The sequence below is a fragment of the Bradyrhizobium sp. CB1015 genome (genome assembly GCF_025200925.1).
Taxonomy (GTDB): Bacteria; Pseudomonadota; Alphaproteobacteria; order Rhizobiales; family Xanthobacteraceae; genus Bradyrhizobium.
Genome location: NZ_CP104174.1, coordinates 4,190,954 through 4,206,953, shown reverse-complemented (window position 1 = coordinate 4,206,953; position 16,000 = coordinate 4,190,954). Strand labels below are relative to the sequence as shown.

The window sequence follows — 16,000 nt, the reverse complement described above, 5'->3', positions numbered from 1 at the left end:
ATGCAACTCGAATACTTCCACATGATCGATCGCATCGTCGACCTCAAGGTCGACGAGAAGACGATCGTCGTCGAAGCGCAGGTCCCGCAGGAAAGCACCATTTTCGAGGGGCACTTCCCGGGTTATCCCCTGATGCCCGGCGTGCTCCTGATCGAATCGATGGCGCAGGCCTCGGGCTGGCTTCAACTCGGCGTGTTCAGGTTCGAACGCATGCCGATCCTGGCCGCCGTGAGGGAGGCCAAGGTCCGCGGCTCGGTCTTCCCGGGCGAACTCATGAGCATCGAGGCGAGCCTCACCCATGAAGGCTCCGGCTATGCCATGACCGAGGCCAAGATCCGGGTCGGCGGCAAGCTGCGCGCGAATGCGGCGCTCACCTTCACCCTAATTCCCTTCCCCAATGCGGATATGCGCTCCCACATGGACGCCATCGCCAAGCGCGTCGGATTTCCGCAACAGGCCATATCGTCATGACTGACACTCCCGCTTTGAAGCCGGGCCAGACCGAGGTCTGGATCACCGGCATTGGGCTCGCCACCTCGCTCGGCGAGGGCCTCGACGCCAACTGGGCCGCGCTTTCCGAGAAGCGCATCAATGTCGACGAGAAGGGCTTTGCGCCTTACATCGTGCATCCCTTGCTGCCGGTATCCTTCGACAGCCAGATCCCGAAGAAGGGCGACCAGCGCCAGATGGAAGCCTGGCAGCGCATCGGCACCTATGCCGCCGGTCTTGCGCTCGATTCCGCCGGCATCAAAGGCAACAAGGACATCCTGTCGAAGATCGACATGGTCGTCGCCGCCGGCGGCGGAGAGCGCGACATCAACGTCGACAGCGGCATTCTCACCGCGGAGGCCAAGGGCGCCAACGCGCCGGGCTTCCTCAACGAGCGGCTGATGAGCGATCTCAGGCCGACGCTGTTCCTGGCCCAGCTCTCCAACCTGCTCGCCGGCAACATCGCCATCGTGCACGGCTTAGGGGGCACCTCGCGCACCTTCATGGGCGAAGAGGTCGCCGGCGCCGATGCCGCCCGCATCGCGCTCGCGCGCATCGCCTCGGGCGAGAGCGACATCGCGCTGGTCGGCGGCTCGCACAATGGCGAACGCAAGGACTTGCTCGTCCTCTACGAATTCGGCGACTTCAACCTGAAGCACAAGTTCGCACCCGTATGGGCGCGCAAGGACCATCCCGGCTTCGCGCTCGGCTCGGCCGGCGCCTTCCTGGTGCTGGAGTCGAAGGCACATGCACAAGCGCGCGGCGCCAAGCCGTTCGCAAAGCTGTCGAGCGTCGTCGCAGACCTTGCCAAACGCAAGCAGCCCGGCGACATGACTGCGACGCTCGAGAAGCTGTGGGCCAAGCTGCCCAAGCGCGAGGGCAAGGGCGCGATCATTACGGGAGCGACCGGCGCGGAGCCCGCGACCTCGGACGAGCGCGACTTCCTGAAGAGCCATGCCGACTTTCCGGTGCGCTCGACCGGCACGGTGTTCGGCCACGCCATGGAAACGCAATTTCCGCTCGGCATTGCCCTCGCCGCCCTGTCGATCTCGCGCGGCGCGCTGTTTCCGCCGAATGATTCCACGGGGACCGAGATTGAAATGCAGGGCGCGCCCACCCAGATCGTGGTGGTGGGAGCCGGACACTGGCGCGGCGAAGGCATTGCGCTGGTCGAGGCAGTTTAACCAGCTCAAGCGGGGATCGACATGACTGCACCACGCGACAAACTCGGGCGTCCCGTCGTCGTCGTCACCGGCATGGGCATCATGACCTCGCTCGGCGCCGGCAAATCCGACAATTGGGCAAAGCTCGTCGCCGGCGAATCCGGCATCCGCACCATCACGCGTTTTCCGGTCGACGGCCTCAAGACCACGATGGCCGGCACGGTCGATTTCGTCAGCGCCGATCCGTTCTCCTCCACCGCCCTGTCCGAGCGGATGGCCGAGCTGGTAACGCAGGAAGCGCTGGAGCAGGCCGGCATCGGCGCCAAGGCCGATTTCCCGGGTCCGCTTTTCCTCGCGGTCGCGCCGGTCGAGGTCGAATGGCCGCAGCGTCGCGAGCTCGGTCGCGCCGTCGGCCAGCAAGACATCACCTATGACGATCTGCTCCGCATTTCCGGCGGCGGCAAGTACAGCGCCTATCATCATCGCTTCATGTTCGGCTCGGTTGCCGCCTATCTCGCCGAGACCTTCGGCACCAAGGGCTCGCCGATCTCGCTGTCGACGGCGTGCGCGTCCGGAGCCACCTCGATCCAGCTCGGCGTCGAGGCGATCCGCCGCGGCGAGACCGACGCGGCGCTGTGCGTCGCCACCGACGGCACCGTGAACCCGGAAGCGCTGGTGCGCTTCTCGCTGCTGTCGGCGCTGTCGACCCAGAACGAGCCGCCGCAGGCGGCCTCCCGGCCCTTCTCCAAGAACCGCGACGGCTTCGTGATGGCCGAAGGCGCCGGCGCGCTCGTGCTGGAAAGCTATGAAGCCGCCACCGCGCGCGGCGCAAAGATTCTCGGCGTGATTGCCGGCTGCGGCGAGCTCACCGATTCGTTCCATCGCACCCGCTCCTCGCCCGACGGCAAGCCGATCATCGGCTGCATGAACAAGACGCTGGCCGACGCCGGCATGACGCCGGACCAGATCGACCACATCAACGCGCACGGCACCGCGACGCCCGAGAACGACAAGATGGAGTTCAACACGACGTCGGCCGTGTTCGGCGAGCTCGCGCAGAAGATTCCGGTCACCTCCAACAAGTCGATGGTCGGCCACACCATCTCGGCCGCCGGCGCAGTCGAGGCGATCTTCTCGCTGCTCACGCTCGAGCATCAGCGCATTCCGCCGACGATCAATTACGACAATCCGGATCCCACGATCCTGTTCAACGTCGTCGGCAACAAGGCGCGCGATGCCCGCGTCACTGCAGTGATGTCGAACTCGTTCGGCTTCGGCGGCCAGAACGCCTCGCTGATCCTGACCCGCGAACCGGCCTGACCGGACGCATGAGGCTGCTTCCTGCGAGCACGAAGGCCCGCGCGCGGGAGGCTGCCAAATCGCTCGGCGGCAGCCTGATCGGCGCCGCGACCGTCTCGATGCTGCGCACCACGCGCTATTTCGATCCGGCCAAGACCTCGGACTTTTTCGCGCGTGCCGTGAAGCTGATCGGGCCGCGCCTGCGCGAGCACCGCATCGGCCGCGCCAATCTCGCCGCCGCCTTCCCCGAGAGGTCACCGGAGGAGATCGAACGGATCCTGATGGGCGTCTGGGACAATCTCGGCCGCGTCGGCGCCGAGTTCGCCCATATCGACCAGGTCTGGGACTACGAGCGCGACCATCCGGAGAAGAGCCGGATCGAGATTCCCCAACGCAGCATCGAGCTGTTCGACCAGATCCGCGACGACGGCAAGCCGGCGCTGATCTTCGCCGCGCATCTTGCGAACTGGGAATTGCCGGCGCTCGCCGCGGTCGCGCATGGACTGGACACCGCGATTCTCTATCGCCGCCCGAACATCGCCTCGGCCGATCGCATCATCCAGGAGATGCGCCAGGTCAACATGGGCACGCTGATCCCGGCGGGGCGCGATGCGCCGCTGCGGCTCGCGCAGGCGCTCAAGGACGGCAAGCACGTCGCCATGCTGATCGACCAATATCTGACGGCTGGCGTCGAGGTCACGTTCTTCGGCCGCAAGACCCGCGCCAATCCGATGCTGGCGCGCCTCCTGCGCCAGGTCGAGTGCCCGATCCACGGCGTGCGCATCATCCGCCTGCCCGATGGCCGCTTCCGCGGCGAGCTCACCGAAGAGATCCAGCCGGTGCGCGATTCCGATGGCAAGATCGACATCCAGGGCACGACGCAGGCGATCACGAGCGTCGTGGAGAGCTGGGTGCGAGAGCATCCGGAGCAGTGGCTGTGGCTGCATAGAAGGTGGCGGTAGTTTGCTCTGTCATTGCGGAGCGCATTCTCGTCATACTCCGCTGTCATCGCCCGGCTCGACCGGGCGATCCGGTACTCCGTGACGCCAGTGACTGAACCAGGATGCCGCGGCGTACTGGATGCCCCGGTCAAGCCAGGTCAAGCCGGGGCATGACAGCGAGGGGATGGACGCCGCTTGCGCTCCTGACGCACGCTTTCCGTTCCTTTGCGCCCGCGCGGCGATAACACCAGGCCGTATCGCGACTTAAGCACCGCGACCGCCAGCGACCGCCAGGTCGCGGTTCTACTGTGCATGGGGTTGTTTTTCGGGTTTTGGATTCGAGGCGGGTCGCCGGAACGCCTACCGCCCCGTCTTCACCTTGGTCCAGAGCCGGTTGATGATGCGCTGCGTGGCCGGCTCGCGCGCCGTGATGACGAACAACTTCGAAAGCGTCGCCTCGTCCGGATAGATGTTCTTGTCGTTCAGAATCTTCGGGTCGACCAGCTTCTGGCTGGCGAGGTTGCCGTTGGCGTAGGACAGGAAGTCCGAGTTCTTGGCGGCGACATCGGGGCGGTAGAGATAGTTGATCAGCTCGTAGGCTTCCTTGACGTTCTTGGCGTCGGCGGGGATCGCGAGATTGTCGAAGAACATCTGCGCGCCCTCCTTCGGAATGGTGTAGCCGATCTCGATGCCGCTCTTGGCCTCCGCCGCGCGGGCGCGGGCCTGCATGATGTCGCCGGACCAGCCGACCACGAAGCAGATCTCGCCGGTGGCGAGCGCGCTTAGATATTCGGAGGAGTGAAACTTGCGCACGGAGGGGCGGACTTTTGCGACGGCGTCGGCGGCCTTTTCGAGGTCGGCCTGCTTGGTCGAGTTCGGATCGAGCCCGAGCCAGCTTAGCGCCGCCGGGAAGATGTCGTCGGCGGAGTCCAGCATGTGGACGCCGCAGTCTTTGAACTTCGCCAAATTCTCCGGCTTGAAGACGATGTCCCAGCTGTCGATCTTCGCATCCGGTCCCAGGATCTGCTTCACCTTGGCGACGTTGTAGCCGATGCCCGTCGTACCCCACATGTAGTTGGCGGCGTAGACGTTGCCGGGGTCGTAGGTGGCGAGGCGCTGCGTCACCACCGGCCAGGCATTGCTAAGGTTCGGCAGCTTCGACTTGTCGAGCTTCTGGAAGATGTTCGCCTTGATCTGGCGCTGCAGGAAATAGGCGGTGGGCACCACGACGTCATAGCCGGACTTGCCGGCCATCAGGCGCGTCTCCAGCGTCTCGTTGGCATCGAAGGTGTCGTAGACGACCTTGATGCCGGTCTCCTTGGTGAAGGCCTCAAGGACATCAGGCGCCATGTAGTTGGACCAATTGTAGAAGTTGACGACCCGCTCCTCGGCCCCGGCGGGAGCGGAGAGCAACGTCAGTGCCGCAGCGATCGCGAAACCAAGCCTGGGGCGGCCGACGTTCGTCATCTCGATCTACCTCTTGCGTCCACGCACCGCATCCGACAGCCGCTCCAGCGCGGTGTCCAGCGTCTGGTCCTTCTTGGCAAAGCAGAAGCGCACCACCGAGGTCACGGGGTCCTGCTCGTAGAACGCCGAGACCGGGATCGCGGCGACTTTGTAGTCTTTCACGATCCGCCAGCAGAACTCGGTGTCGCTCTCGTTGAGCCCGAGCGGCGACAGGTCCACGGTGAGGAAGTAGGTGCCTTGCGACTTCAGCACGGGGAAGCCGAGGCTCTCCAGCCCCTTGGTCAGCCGGTCCCTGCTCCGCGTCAGATCCTTGCGCATCGACAGGAAATAGTCGTCGGACTTGCCGAGGCCGTAGGCGACGGCGGCCTGCAGGTTCGGTGCGGTGGTGAAGGTCAGGAACTGGTGCACCTTGGCCGCGACGCGCAGGAGCTGTGGCGCGGCGCAGATGAAGCCGATCTTCCAGCCCGTGAGCGAGAAGATCTTGCCGGCCGAGCCGACCTTGATGGTGCGCTCGCGCATCCCGGGAATGGTGATCAGCGGAATGTGCTTGTGCTCGTCGAAGGTGACGTGCTCCCAGACCTCGTCGCAGATCGCAATGACGTCGAACTCCTGGCAGTAGCGCGCCAGCAGCTCGAGGTCCTCGCGCGGATAGACCACCGCGCTGGGATTCAGGGGATTGTTGAAGAGCACCGCCTTGGTCTTTGAATTGAAGACGCTTCTCAGCATGTCCTCGTTCAGCCGCCAGTGCGGCGGCTCCAGGCGAACCAGGCGCGGAATGCCGCCGGCCTGGCGGATGATCGGCAGATAGGAATCATAGACCGGCTGGAAGCAGACCACCTCGTCGCCGGGCTGGACCACCGCGAGGATCGCCGAGGTCAGCGCCTCGGTCCCGCCGGAGGTGACCATCACCTCGCTCATCGGATCGAGCTTGAGGCCGTGCCAATGGCCGTAATGGGTCGCGATCGCCTGGCGCAGCTCCGGCAGGCCCATCATCGACGGGTACTGGTTGTAGCCGTTCAGCGAGGCCTCGGCCGCGGCGCGGCGGATATCCTCTGGGCCGGGATCGTCCGGGAAACCCTGGCCGAGATTGATGGCATAGTTGTCGCGCGCGGCCTGCGACATCGCCTCGAAGATGGTGACGGGAAGGTCGGCGAAGACCTTGTTCAGCGAAGAGCTCTTGGTCATTGGGCCGATCAGCCACCGACCTTGCTGGGAAGCCCGGCCGCCTTCCAGCCGAGCATGCCGCCGGCCAGATGCTTGTCATAAGGCAAGCCCGCCGCCTGCGCCGCCAGTGAGGCCGTCACCGAACGCTTGCCCGAGCGGCAGGCGAACACGACCTCCTTGCCGGCGGGATCGGGGATCGCCTTGGGATCGAAGGTCGAGAGCGGAACCACGACGCCGTAGGGGTAAGCCTCGGCCTCGACCTCGTTCGGCTCACGGACGTCGACCAGCAGATAGCGCCCTTCCGCGACACCCTTGGCGACCTCGTCCGGGGTCAGATCCTGCACTTGATTTGCCACATTATCCTCCAACGTCGCGGGCCGCGTGCCGGGGCGATCCCGGCCGGCGGCAACCTCGCCTCTCGGGCGACGAAAATCAAGCGCCACAATGGCTTGAGCCGCGCGGCGCAAGTTAAAGCTAAATCGCAGCGACTTGAAGTCCGCTTTGAATCCCGCGTCCTAGATTGCCACCTGCGTGCCGACCTCGACCACGCGGCCGCTCGGGATCTGGAAATAGTCGGTGGCGTCGTTGGCGGCGCGGCTGAGCGAGATGAACAGCCGGTCCTGCCAGCGCGGCATGCCGGAATGGGCGGCGGGCTTGAGCGCCCGGCGCGACAGGAAGAACGAGGTCGACATGATGTCGAACTGCCAGCCGAGCTTGCGGGCGATCGCCAGAGCCTTCGGCACGTTGGGCGATTCCATGAAGCCGAACTTCAGCGTCACCTTGGAGAAGGTCGGTGAAATCTGCTCCAGCTTCACCCGCTCGGCCGGATCGATCCGCGGGGTCTGCGCGGTCTCGATGGTGAGAATGACATTCTTCTCGTGCAGCACTTTGTAGTGTTTCAGACTATGCATCAGCGCGGTCGGCGCGCTGAGCGGATCCGAGGTCAGGAACACCGCGGTGCCAGGCACGCGCTGCGGCGGACGCTTCTCCAGCATCGCCACGAGATCGGCGAGCGGGAACTCGAGCTTGCGCGACTTCTCGAACAAGAGCCGGCTGCCGCGTCGCCATGTGTACATCAGGATGATCATGACGGCGCCGAGCGCCAGCGGCACCCAGCCGCCCTCGAACACCTTCAACAGGTTCGCAGTCAGGAAGGTCAGATCGAGGAACAGGAACGGCGCAATCAGCGCCCCGGCGGCGAGTCCCGACCAGCGCCACCCCTTCCAGACCACGACGAAGCCCATCATCGCCGTGACCACCATGGTCCCGGTAACGGAGATGCCGTAGGCGGACGCGAGCGCGCTGGACGAGCGGAACAGCAGCACCAGCAGCACCACCGCGACCAGCAGCAGCTGGTTGATGCGCGGAATGAAGATCTGGCCGGAATGGGCTTCCGACGTATGGCGAATTTCAAAGCGCGGCAGCAGCCCGAGCTGGATCGCCTGGCGCGTCAGCGAATAGGCGCCGGTGATGACGGCCTGGCTCGCGATGACGGTCGCCATGGTCGCCAGCACGACCATGCAGCCGCGGAAGAAGCCTTGCGGGAACAGCTGAAAGAACGGGCTCACGATCGCGCCGGGATCGCCGAGCACCAGCGCACCCTGGCCCAGATAGTTCAGCGCCAGCGAGGGCAGCACGATGAACAGCCAGGCGGTCTGGATCGGCCGCTTGCCGAAATGGCCGAGGTCGGCATAGAGCGCCTCGGCACCGGTCACGGCCAGGAACACCGCGCCCAGCGTCACGAAGCCGATGATGCCATGGTGCAGCATGAAGTTCACGGCGTAGAACGGGTTCAGCGCGTACAGCACCTGCGGCTGCTGGATGATCGGCGGGATCGCTGCGGCCGCGAGGACCGCGAACCAGACGCACATGATCGGGCCGAAGAAGGCGGCAACGCGCGCTGTGCCGCGCGACTGCACGGCGAACAGGCAGACCAGGATCACGATAGTCAGCGGAACGATGTAGGGCTCGAACGTCAGGGTGACGTCCTTCATGCCTTCGATCGCCGACAGCACCGAGAGGGCTGGCGTGATCACGGCATCGCCGTAGAACAAGGCTCCCGAAATGATGCCGAGCAGCACGATGGTCGCGCCGCCGGCGCCGGTGCCAACCGCCCGCTGGGCCAGCGCCATCAGCGCCAGCGTGCCGCCCTCGCCGTTGTTGTCGGCGCGGAGCAGGATCACGACGTATTTCAGCGTCACCACGACGATGAGCGCCCACAGGATCAGCGAGAGCACGCCGAGCACGGCCGCCGGCGTCGGCACCCCCTCCGCGCCCGAAGCTGCCATCACCGCCTCGCGGAAGGCGTAAAGCGGGCTGGTGCCGATATCGCCGTAGACGACGCCGATGCTGCCGAGCGTCAGCGCGCCGAAACCGGCGGTGGTATGGGCCTCGCCATGCCCATTGGGCGCCGCCGTTTCCGGGGCGGGAACTGCTACGTCGCTTGTCATGGGAGAGCCCGATGGCCTCTAAAAATGCTTCGCTGCACAACGGCGGAAGAGCGCGGGCTTATAGTCCTGCGCTGCCGGCATAGCCTAGCCCGATTTTGGGCCCTTGCCATGCGAAATTCGCATGAATTCAGCGGTTGCGTTTCAAATAGTCACTTGAGTTCCGACTTCAACCACCCGCCCTGTCGGAATCTGGAAGTAGTCCGTGGCATCGTTGGCCGATCGGCTCAGTGCGATGAACACATGATCCTGCCAGAGCGGCATGCCCGACTGCGCCGAGGCTTTCAGCGATCGTCGCGACACGAAGAACGATGTCGACATGATGTCGAACTGCCAGCCCTGCTTGCGTGCGATCGCAAGCGCCTTGGGCACGTTCGGCTGCTCCATGAAGCCGAAGCGCAATCGGACCTTGGAGAACTTGTCGCTGATCTTCTCCATCCTGAACCGCTCCGACAGATCGACCCGGGGCGTCTGCGCGGTCTCGATGGTCAGGATGACGTTGTGCTCGTGCAGCACCTTGTTGTGCTTGAGATTGTGCAGGAGCGCGGTCGGCACGAAGGCGGGATCGCTGGTCAGGAACACCGCGGTGCCTTTGACGATGTGCGGCGGCCGCTTCTCCAGGCTGCGGATCAGATCGTCCAATGGCACCTCGATCCGCCGCGTCTTCTGGACCAGGATTGCCGAGCCCTTGCGCCAGGTCCAGATCGTCCCTGCCATGACGATGCCGAACAGCAACGGCACCCAGGCGCCTTCGAGCAGCTTGAGCAGATTGGCGCTGAAGAAGCTCAAATCGACGACGACGAAGGGCATGATCACCGCCGCAGCCGCCGCCGCACGCCAATTCCACAGTTTCCAGATCACGACGAAGCCCATGATGCCGTCGGCGACCATGGTGGTTGAGACCGCAATGCCGTAGGCCGAGGCCAGATTGCTGGGGGTGTGGAACAGCAGCACCAACAGCATCACGCCGATCAGCAGCAGCCGGTTCACGCGCGGCAGGTAGATCTGGCCGGCATGGGATTCGGAGGTGTAGCGCACCTCGAAACGCGGCAGCAGGCCGAGCTGCACGGCCTGATAGACCAGCGAATAGGCGCCCGTGATCACCGCCTGGCTCGCGATCACGGTTGCGGCCGTCGCAAGCCCGACCAGCGGCAGCACAAGCTTCTCGGGCACCATGCGATAGAACGAATGCTCGATCGCGCTGGGATCGGACAGCACCAGCGCACCCTGCCCGAAATAGTTGATCAGGAGCGCGGGCAGCACGAAGAAGATCCAGGCCGACTGGATCGGCTTGCGGCCGAAATGGCCGAGATCGGCGTAGAGCGCCTCGCCGCCCGTCACCGCCAGGAACACGGCTCCCAGGGTCACGAGGCCGATCGTGCCGTGCGACAGCACGAACTGCACCGCGTAATAGGGATTGATGGCCGCCAGCACCGAGGGGTCGTCGGCGATGTGGACGGCCCCCATCACCGCGATGACGGTGAACCAGATCACCATCACCGGCCCGAAGGCCGAGGCGACCAGCGCGGTCCCCTTGCTCTGGACCGCAAACAGCAGCACCAGAATGAGCACAGTGACCGGCACGACATAATGCTCAAGCGCGGGGGTTGCGAGCTTCAGACCTTCCACCGCCGATAGCACCGAGATCGCTGGCGTGATCATGGAATCGCCGATGAACATCGAGGCGCCGACGACGCCGAGCGCGAGCAGGACCCAGCTTCGCCGCCCGAGCGCGCGCTGGCCCAGCGCCATCAGCGAGAGCGTGCCGCCCTCCCCGTTATTGTCGGCGCGCAGCAGCAAGAGAACATATTTGGCGGTGACGACGATCAGGAGCGCCCACAGGATCAGCGAGAGCACGCCGAGGACGATGACGCGCGAGACCGGCTCGCCATGGGCGGCGGCCTTGACCGCCTCGTGGAATGCGTAGAGCGGCGAAGTGCCGATATCGCCGAAGACGACGCCGATGCTCCCGAGCGTAAGGGACCAGAAGCCCGACTTGACCGGCCCTTCATGGGTCTCAGTCGATGTGATGCTCGCCGTCATGAGGATGGAAAACGCTTCGTCCCTGATTTTGATCCGGCGCCTTTTGACGCTTCCGCCGCGCCTGTCAATCGCCCATCACCTTAGCAGGCGCAGGGACACAAGCTGTGACGCGGCTGCAACGTTCATCGCCAGCGCGACGACATGCCTCAGGTAAGATGGTAGCGCAAGGGGGTTACGGCTTCAGGTTCGGCGGCAGCGGCGGATCTTCGCGCATCAAGGTGATGGTCACCCGCCGGTTCGCGGCGAGCGAGGGATCGTCCGGAAACAGCGGCTGGGTATCGGCCTTGCCGGAGACCGCGAAGATGTGCGACGGCGGCAGGCCCTCGCGTTCGAGGATCTGGCGCACGGCGTTGGCGCGATCGGCCGACAGATCGAAGGCGCCGTAGTCGCTGCGGGTCGGCACGAACCCCGCGGCGGTGTGGCCGGCGATAGAGACGCGGAGCGGCGTCGCCTTGAGCGGAATCGCGAGCTTCTCGATCAGGCGGCGGGTGCGGTCGTAGGGCACCTTGGAGCCGTCGGCGAACATCGAGCGGCCGTCCTGGTCGACGATCTCGAGGTTGAGGCCCTGCTTGGTCTCCTCGAACATGATGTGCTTGGACATCTCGGTCAGCTCCGGCATGTCCTGCAACGCCTGGCGCAGCGAGGCTGCTGCGAGCGCGAAATTGCGGTCGACCTTGATCTTCGCGCCGGACGTCCTGTCGCGGTCTTCCTGGTCCGGCGTCGGGGTGTTGGAGGCGTCCTCGGGCTGGATATGATCGACGTTCTTCAGCCGCGGGCGCGTCGGCAGGCCGTCGGACTCGACGATGCCGGCATAGCGCGCCTCGCTCTGCACGCCAAAGGCGTCGCGCATCGAGCCGGCGACGATCTTCAGCTTGTTGGCGTCCTGCGTCGAGAACGCGACGAGCATCACGAAGAAGCTCATCATCAGGCCCATCAGATCGGCGAAGGTCACGAACCAGCCGTGACCGCCTCCATGCGCATCGCCGCGTTTTTTCTTGGCCATGTCTCAAACCCCGGCGGGCGGCTTACGCCGGCACCGGCTCGCCATCGGCGTGACGATGCTTCTCCGGCAGATAGGCCAGCAGCATTTCGCGCACGAGGGTTGGGCTCTTGGAGTCGCGGATCATCAGGATGCCGTCGATGATCAGGGTGCGGTTGGTCTCCTCGTCCAGCAGCTTGCCGTGCAGCTTGTCGGCGATCGGCAGACAGAACAGGTTCGCGACCAGCGCGCCGTAAAGGGTGGCGAGCAGCGCCGTCGCCATGAACGGGCCGAGCTTGGAAGGATCGGTCATGTTGGCGAACATCTGCACCATGCCGATCAGGGTGCCGATCATGCCGAAGGCCGGAGCACAATCGCCGATGGCGCGGTAGATCTTGCTGCCCTCGTCGAGGTGCATGAGGAAGTTGTCGCGGTCGCGCTCGAGATTGTCGCGGATGAAGTCGAGGTCGTAGCCGTCGGCGACGTAGCGGATGCCCTTGGCGAGGAAGGGCTCGTCGGTCTCGACCTTTTCGAGTCCGACCGGGCCCTGCTTGCGGGCGATCTCGGCGATGCGGGCGAGCTCGTCGACGAGGTCGTGCGCCGACAGCCGGCTCATCGTGAAGGCGAACTTGGCACCGAGCGGAAGTCCGTGCAGGAGCGCCGAAAGCGGAAATCGGATCATAGTGGCGGAGATCGAGCCGCCGAAGATGATGATCATCGCATGTTCGGAGATGAACATGTGCAGGTCGCCGCCCATGAGGATCATCGCGGTGATGACGATGATGCCCGCCGTGAGCCCAACGCCCGTCATGATATCCATGGGAGACTCCAACGCGAACGCAACAACGGCCATCCTGGCCGCTGGCGCGGCCCAACCCCGAACCGCATCGGAAACCCTAGAGCGCCGCCCTTAAAGCCGCGTAAAGGTTAAGTCTGGACAGCGTGACGCCCGCCGCCGCGATTGCCGTCCAACGATATGAATTTCAACACTTCGCTAACCATAAGCGGGCGCGCCACGACGTCACATCGGCTGCGGCCCTCCGCCACATCGTGGCCAGGGATCAGCTGGTGTCTGCTGGCGTTGCGACATGGCCGATTGGGGAGCCATCGCAATGTTGACGCTGTTCAGTCTTCTCACCGCGCTGCCCGCGGCGCTGGCGTTCCACCTGCTCGAGCCGGAGCTCGTGCTTCCGGCGTTCAGCGTGCTGCTTTTTGTCGAGGCCGCCTTCGCCGTGATCGCAGCGCGGTTGATGCACAGCCCCGACAGCGCAGACGACCTAACACTGTGGGACCTCGCCGGCGGCTTCACCCTGATCGGATGCGCCGCCGCCGTGCTCGGTGAGCCCGATCAGGCCGCCTTGTTTCTGACCGAGCAAGGCGATCTACGGCCGTCGTCGCGGCCGTAGACTGCCAACCACGACGTCAGTGGATTTCCGCCGAGCGCTTCAGCGCGGCCTTCAGCTTCTCCAGCGAGAAGTCGGGGCTGCGCGCGATTTCGAGGATCGGCGTCTCGCGGCGGCCGCAGAGCTCGGCGGCCTCCGGCAGCTTTGCGGCAACGTCGAGGGGGATCACGATGGCGCCATGGCGGTCGGCATGGATGAGATCGTCCGACTTCACGGTCATGCCGGCGACGCGCACCTCGCCGCCGAAGCTCTCCGCGTGCACCCAGGCGTGCGACGGGCCGATCGAGCCGGCCAGCGCCTGGAAGCCAGGGGCCCATTGCGGGATGTCGCGGATCGAGCCGTCGGTGATGACGCCGAGGCAGCCGAGCGCCTTGTGGACGTTGCTCTGCACCTCGCCCCAGAACGCGCCATAGCCGACGTCGGGTCCGTCGATGTCCTGGATCACGGAGATGCGCGGGCCATGGCCGGTGCCGACATATTCGTAATATTCAATGCGGCGCCTGGACTGCTCCTCGGCCGGAAGCGATGATTTCAGCACCGAGCGGATCGCCACCGTGCGGGCATAGCCGACGATCGGCGGCAGGTCGGGGAACGGGCAGACCAGTTGCTTGGTGGTGTAGCCGATCAGCCGCCGCTCGGGCGCCACGATCTCCATGGCATTGCAGATCGTCGGCGTGTCGTAGCGGCCCAGCGCTTCGAGGACGGAAGCGGGCAGCGGCCCGGTCGCGGAATTGGTCACGGCGTTCTCTCCCAGATTGGCGGCGGTTGATTGCGCGATGCCGCCGGCACAAGGGCGATATAGCCGAGATCGGGTCTCGACCCAACTCAGCGCACCATCATGGCAGATATCCGCACGTGGCCGCTCAATGCAGCCGTCCGGGCCGATCGTCGTCCTGCGGCGGCTCAGACAGGTTCGACAGCGTCGGCGCCGAGGGCGGTGACGAGATTTCGCCGTCCGCGGGCGCAGCCGCTTGCAGCGACCGCGCCTGGTCGCGATAGGATTTGTAGCCGAGCGGCAGCGCGAGGAGATACAGCACCGTGCCGATCGACAGCACATACCAGGGGTAGCTGATCAGAAGCGCGACGAAGAAGATCACCCCGACAAAGGCCGGCAGCACCAGCTCCGGCGGCACCCGCATGCGCATGCTCTTGCCGGAGAACACCGGCAGGCGCGACACCATCAGGAACGCAATCAGCAACGTGTAGCCGGCCGTCAGGGCCGCGGGCCAGCGCCCCAGATCCAGGAACGCCGCATAGATCGGCAACATCACGGTGATCGCGCCGGCCGGCGCCGGCACGCCGGTGAAGAAATTGGCGGCGAAGGCCGGCTTGTTCGGATCATCCAGCGTGGCGTTGAAGCGCGCGAGTCGCAGGCACATCGAGATCGCGAACACCATGGCGGCGATCCAGCCGGCATTTCCGAGCTCGTGCAACTGCCAGAAATACAGCATCAGGCCCGGCGCCACGCCGAAATTGACGAAGTCGGCGAGACTGTCGAGCTCGGCGCCGAACTTGGACTGGCCCTTGATCATGCGCGCGATGCGGCCGTCGATGCCGTCGAGCGCGGCCGCGAACACGATGGCATAGACCGCGAGCGTCATCCGGCCCTCGATCGACAGCCGAATCGCGGTCAGGCCGGCGCAGATCGCCAGCAGCGTGATGACGTTGGGCACCAGCATCCGCACCGGGATCGGCCGGAACCGCCGGCGGCGGACGTCGGGATCCCTGAGGTCGTAAGGCGTCATGGCTTGTCCTTATCTCGAGACGAGATATAGCAAGCCGCGCCGCCCTCCGCCATTGCGGCGGAACGCCTGCAAGCACCGACTATTGGTTAATTGGCGCGGAAGGCGCGGCCCGGGTCGTCGCCGGCAAGATCGGCCAGGATCGTCTCTCCGGCGATCGCGGTCTGCCCTTCCGAGACCAGCGCCTTGGTGCCCACGGGCAAATAGACATCGAGGCGCGAGCCGAAGCGGATCAGGCCGAAGCGCTCGCCGGCGCCGATCGCCTGTCCCTCCCGAACGAAGCAGACGATGCGCTTGGCGACGAGGCCGGCGATCTGGACCACGCCGATCCGCGCCGTCGGCGTCGTGATCACCAGCGAGTTGCGCTCGTTGTCCTCGCTCGCCTTGTCGAGTTCGGCGTTGATGAAGAGGCCGGGCCGATAGGCGATGCGGTCCACCCTGCCCGCCACCGGCGCGCGGTTCACATGGCAGTTGAACACGCTCATGAAGATCGAGACGCGCGGCAGCGGCCGGTCGCCGAGCCCGAGCTCGGCCGGCGGCAGCGCCATGGTGATCATCGAGACGCGCCCGTCGGCCGGCGACACCACGAGACCCTCGCGCACCGGCGTGACGCGGACGGGATCGCGGAAGAACAGCGCGCACCAAACGGTCAGGATCGTGCCGATCCACCCCAGCGGAGACCACAGCCAGAACAGGATCAGGCTCGTCAGCGCAAAGCCGCCGATGAAGGGATAGCCCTCCCTGTGGATCGGCGGGATCTGACGCTGGATCGAATCGAGAATGGACATCGCTATCTGCCGTTCGGGGTTGATGGCACGGGTCGTCGCGCGGGCTTGTTTAGGCCAGACTTGGGATCGGAGACA

The 16,000-nt window shown here is 65.3% G+C and carries 15 protein-coding genes; 5 read left to right on the top strand and 10 right to left on the bottom strand.

Translation table 11 applies throughout. The annotated features are described in order from the left end of the window. From N2604_RS19245 to N2604_RS19230, 4 genes are read left to right on the top strand one after another with little or no spacing between them, the layout of a single operon-like run. Complete coding sequence (locus tag N2604_RS19245) at positions 1 to 471, top strand: 3-hydroxyacyl-ACP dehydratase FabZ family protein (protein ID WP_260369854.1); 471 nt, start codon at positions 1 to 3, stop codon at positions 469 to 471. Next, positions 468 to 1,673 carry a beta-ketoacyl-ACP synthase gene (locus N2604_RS19240; protein WP_260376171.1) on the top strand — a complete coding sequence of 402 codons (1,206 nt, stop codon included), beginning with the start codon at positions 468 to 470 and terminating at the stop codon, positions 1,671 to 1,673. The genes N2604_RS19245 and N2604_RS19240 overlap by 4 nt, the downstream gene beginning before the upstream one ends. Before the next feature lie 21 nt (positions 1,674 to 1,694). Further along, on the top strand, positions 1,695 to 2,972 hold the full coding sequence (locus tag N2604_RS19235; RefSeq protein WP_260376170.1) for a beta-ketoacyl-ACP synthase: 1,278 nt from the start codon (positions 1,695 to 1,697) through the stop codon (positions 2,970 to 2,972). Positions 2,973 to 2,980: 8 nt separating this feature from the next. Beyond that, on the top strand, positions 2,981 to 3,913 hold the full coding sequence (locus tag N2604_RS19230; protein WP_260376169.1) for a lipid A biosynthesis lauroyl acyltransferase: 933 nt from the start codon (positions 2,981 to 2,983) through the stop codon (positions 3,911 to 3,913). A 339-nt stretch (positions 3,914 to 4,252) separates the two neighbouring features. Here N2604_RS19230 and N2604_RS19225 read toward each other — a convergent pair whose 3' ends face one another. The 7 genes from N2604_RS19225 to N2604_RS19195 form a co-directional block, all read right to left on the bottom strand. Continuing rightward, entirely contained in the window at positions 4,253 to 5,359 is a 1,107-nt protein-coding gene (locus N2604_RS19225) for a polyamine ABC transporter substrate-binding protein (RefSeq protein WP_260376168.1), read from the bottom strand. Between the two features lie 6 nt (positions 5,360 to 5,365). Further along, positions 5,366 to 6,544 carry an aminotransferase gene (locus N2604_RS19220; RefSeq protein WP_260376167.1) on the bottom strand — a complete coding sequence of 393 codons (1,179 nt, stop codon included), beginning with the start codon at positions 6,542 to 6,544 and terminating at the stop codon, positions 5,366 to 5,368. 8 nt (positions 6,545 to 6,552) lie between these two features. Next, complete coding sequence (locus tag N2604_RS19215; RefSeq protein WP_025035596.1) at positions 6,553 to 6,879, bottom strand: rhodanese-like domain-containing protein; 327 nt, start codon at positions 6,877 to 6,879, stop codon at positions 6,553 to 6,555. A gap of 159 nt (positions 6,880 to 7,038) precedes the next feature. Next, positions 7,039 to 8,973, bottom strand: a complete 1,935-nt coding sequence (locus N2604_RS19210; protein ID WP_260376166.1) for a potassium transporter Kup — start codon at positions 8,971 to 8,973, stop codon at positions 7,039 to 7,041. Between the two features lie 141 nt (positions 8,974 to 9,114). Continuing rightward, entirely contained in the window at positions 9,115 to 11,013 is a 1,899-nt protein-coding gene (locus N2604_RS19205) for a potassium transporter Kup (RefSeq protein ID WP_260376165.1), read from the bottom strand. A 172-nt stretch (positions 11,014 to 11,185) separates the two neighbouring features. Beyond that, the gene (locus N2604_RS19200) at positions 11,186 to 12,016 is read right to left on the bottom strand and encodes a flagellar motor protein MotB (protein ID WP_260376164.1); all 831 of its coding nucleotides are present in this window, start codon (positions 12,014 to 12,016) and stop codon (positions 11,186 to 11,188) included. A gap of 22 nt (positions 12,017 to 12,038) precedes the next feature. Beyond that, positions 12,039 to 12,812 carry a motility protein A gene (locus N2604_RS19195; RefSeq protein ID WP_260376163.1) on the bottom strand — a complete coding sequence of 258 codons (774 nt, stop codon included), beginning with the start codon at positions 12,810 to 12,812 and terminating at the stop codon, positions 12,039 to 12,041. A gap of 292 nt (positions 12,813 to 13,104) precedes the next feature. Here N2604_RS19195 and N2604_RS19190 point away from each other — a divergent pair, with 292 nt between their 5' ends. Beyond that, entirely contained in the window at positions 13,105 to 13,398 is a 294-nt protein-coding gene (locus N2604_RS19190) for a hypothetical protein (protein ID WP_260376162.1), read from the top strand. Between the two features lie 16 nt (positions 13,399 to 13,414). On the opposite strand, the gene N2604_RS19185 is transcribed toward N2604_RS19190, so the two are convergent. The 3 genes from N2604_RS19185 to N2604_RS19175 all read right to left on the bottom strand — a co-directional run bounded on the left by N2604_RS19185 (position 13,415) and on the right by N2604_RS19175 (position 15,925). Beyond that, positions 13,415 to 14,134 (bottom strand): RraA family protein, encoded by a 720-nt coding sequence (locus N2604_RS19185; protein WP_212257363.1) that lies wholly within the window; start codon positions 14,132 to 14,134, stop codon positions 13,415 to 13,417. Positions 14,135 to 14,258: 124 nt separating this feature from the next. Then, positions 14,259 to 15,140 (bottom strand): phosphatidylcholine/phosphatidylserine synthase, encoded by an 882-nt coding sequence (locus tag N2604_RS19180; RefSeq protein ID WP_260376161.1) that lies wholly within the window; start codon positions 15,138 to 15,140, stop codon positions 14,259 to 14,261. A gap of 86 nt (positions 15,141 to 15,226) precedes the next feature. Beyond that, positions 15,227 to 15,925 (bottom strand): phosphatidylserine decarboxylase, encoded by a 699-nt coding sequence (locus N2604_RS19175; protein WP_260376160.1) that lies wholly within the window; start codon positions 15,923 to 15,925, stop codon positions 15,227 to 15,229. Positions 15,926 to 16,000 lie beyond the last annotated feature (75 nt).

Excerpts from the sequence above, each read along its gene's own strand:
- N2604_RS19225 (WP_260376168.1), bottom strand. The coding sequence starts at position 5,359 with ATGACGAACGTCGGCCGCCCCAGGCTTGGTTTCGCGATCGCTGCGGCA.
- N2604_RS19200 (WP_260376164.1), bottom strand. The coding sequence starts at position 12,016 with ATGGCCAAGAAAAAACGCGGCGATGCGCATGGAGGCGGTCACGGCTGG.
- N2604_RS19230 (WP_260376169.1), top strand. The coding sequence starts at position 2,981 with ATGAGGCTGCTTCCTGCGAGCACGAAGGCCCGCGCGCGGGAGGCTGCC.
- N2604_RS19220 (WP_260376167.1), bottom strand. The coding sequence starts at position 6,544 with ATGACCAAGAGCTCTTCGCTGAACAAGGTCTTCGCCGACCTTCCCGTC.
- N2604_RS19195 (WP_260376163.1), bottom strand. The coding sequence starts at position 12,812 with ATGGATATCATGACGGGCGTTGGGCTCACGGCGGGCATCATCGTCATC.
- N2604_RS19180 (WP_260376161.1), bottom strand. The coding sequence starts at position 15,140 with ATGACGCCTTACGACCTCAGGGATCCCGACGTCCGCCGCCGGCGGTTC.
- N2604_RS19240 (WP_260376171.1), top strand. The coding sequence starts at position 468 with ATGACTGACACTCCCGCTTTGAAGCCGGGCCAGACCGAGGTCTGGATC.
- N2604_RS19205 (WP_260376165.1), bottom strand. The coding sequence starts at position 11,013 with ATGACGGCGAGCATCACATCGACTGAGACCCATGAAGGGCCGGTCAAG.
- N2604_RS19245 (WP_260369854.1), top strand. The coding sequence starts at position 1 with ATGCAACTCGAATACTTCCACATGATCGATCGCATCGTCGACCTCAAG.
- N2604_RS19175 (WP_260376160.1), bottom strand. The coding sequence starts at position 15,925 with ATGTCCATTCTCGATTCGATCCAGCGTCAGATCCCGCCGATCCACAGG.
- N2604_RS19190 (WP_260376162.1), top strand. The coding sequence starts at position 13,105 with ATGTTGACGCTGTTCAGTCTTCTCACCGCGCTGCCCGCGGCGCTGGCG.
- N2604_RS19210 (WP_260376166.1), bottom strand. The coding sequence starts at position 8,973 with ATGACAAGCGACGTAGCAGTTCCCGCCCCGGAAACGGCGGCGCCCAAT.
- N2604_RS19235 (WP_260376170.1), top strand. The coding sequence starts at position 1,695 with ATGACTGCACCACGCGACAAACTCGGGCGTCCCGTCGTCGTCGTCACC.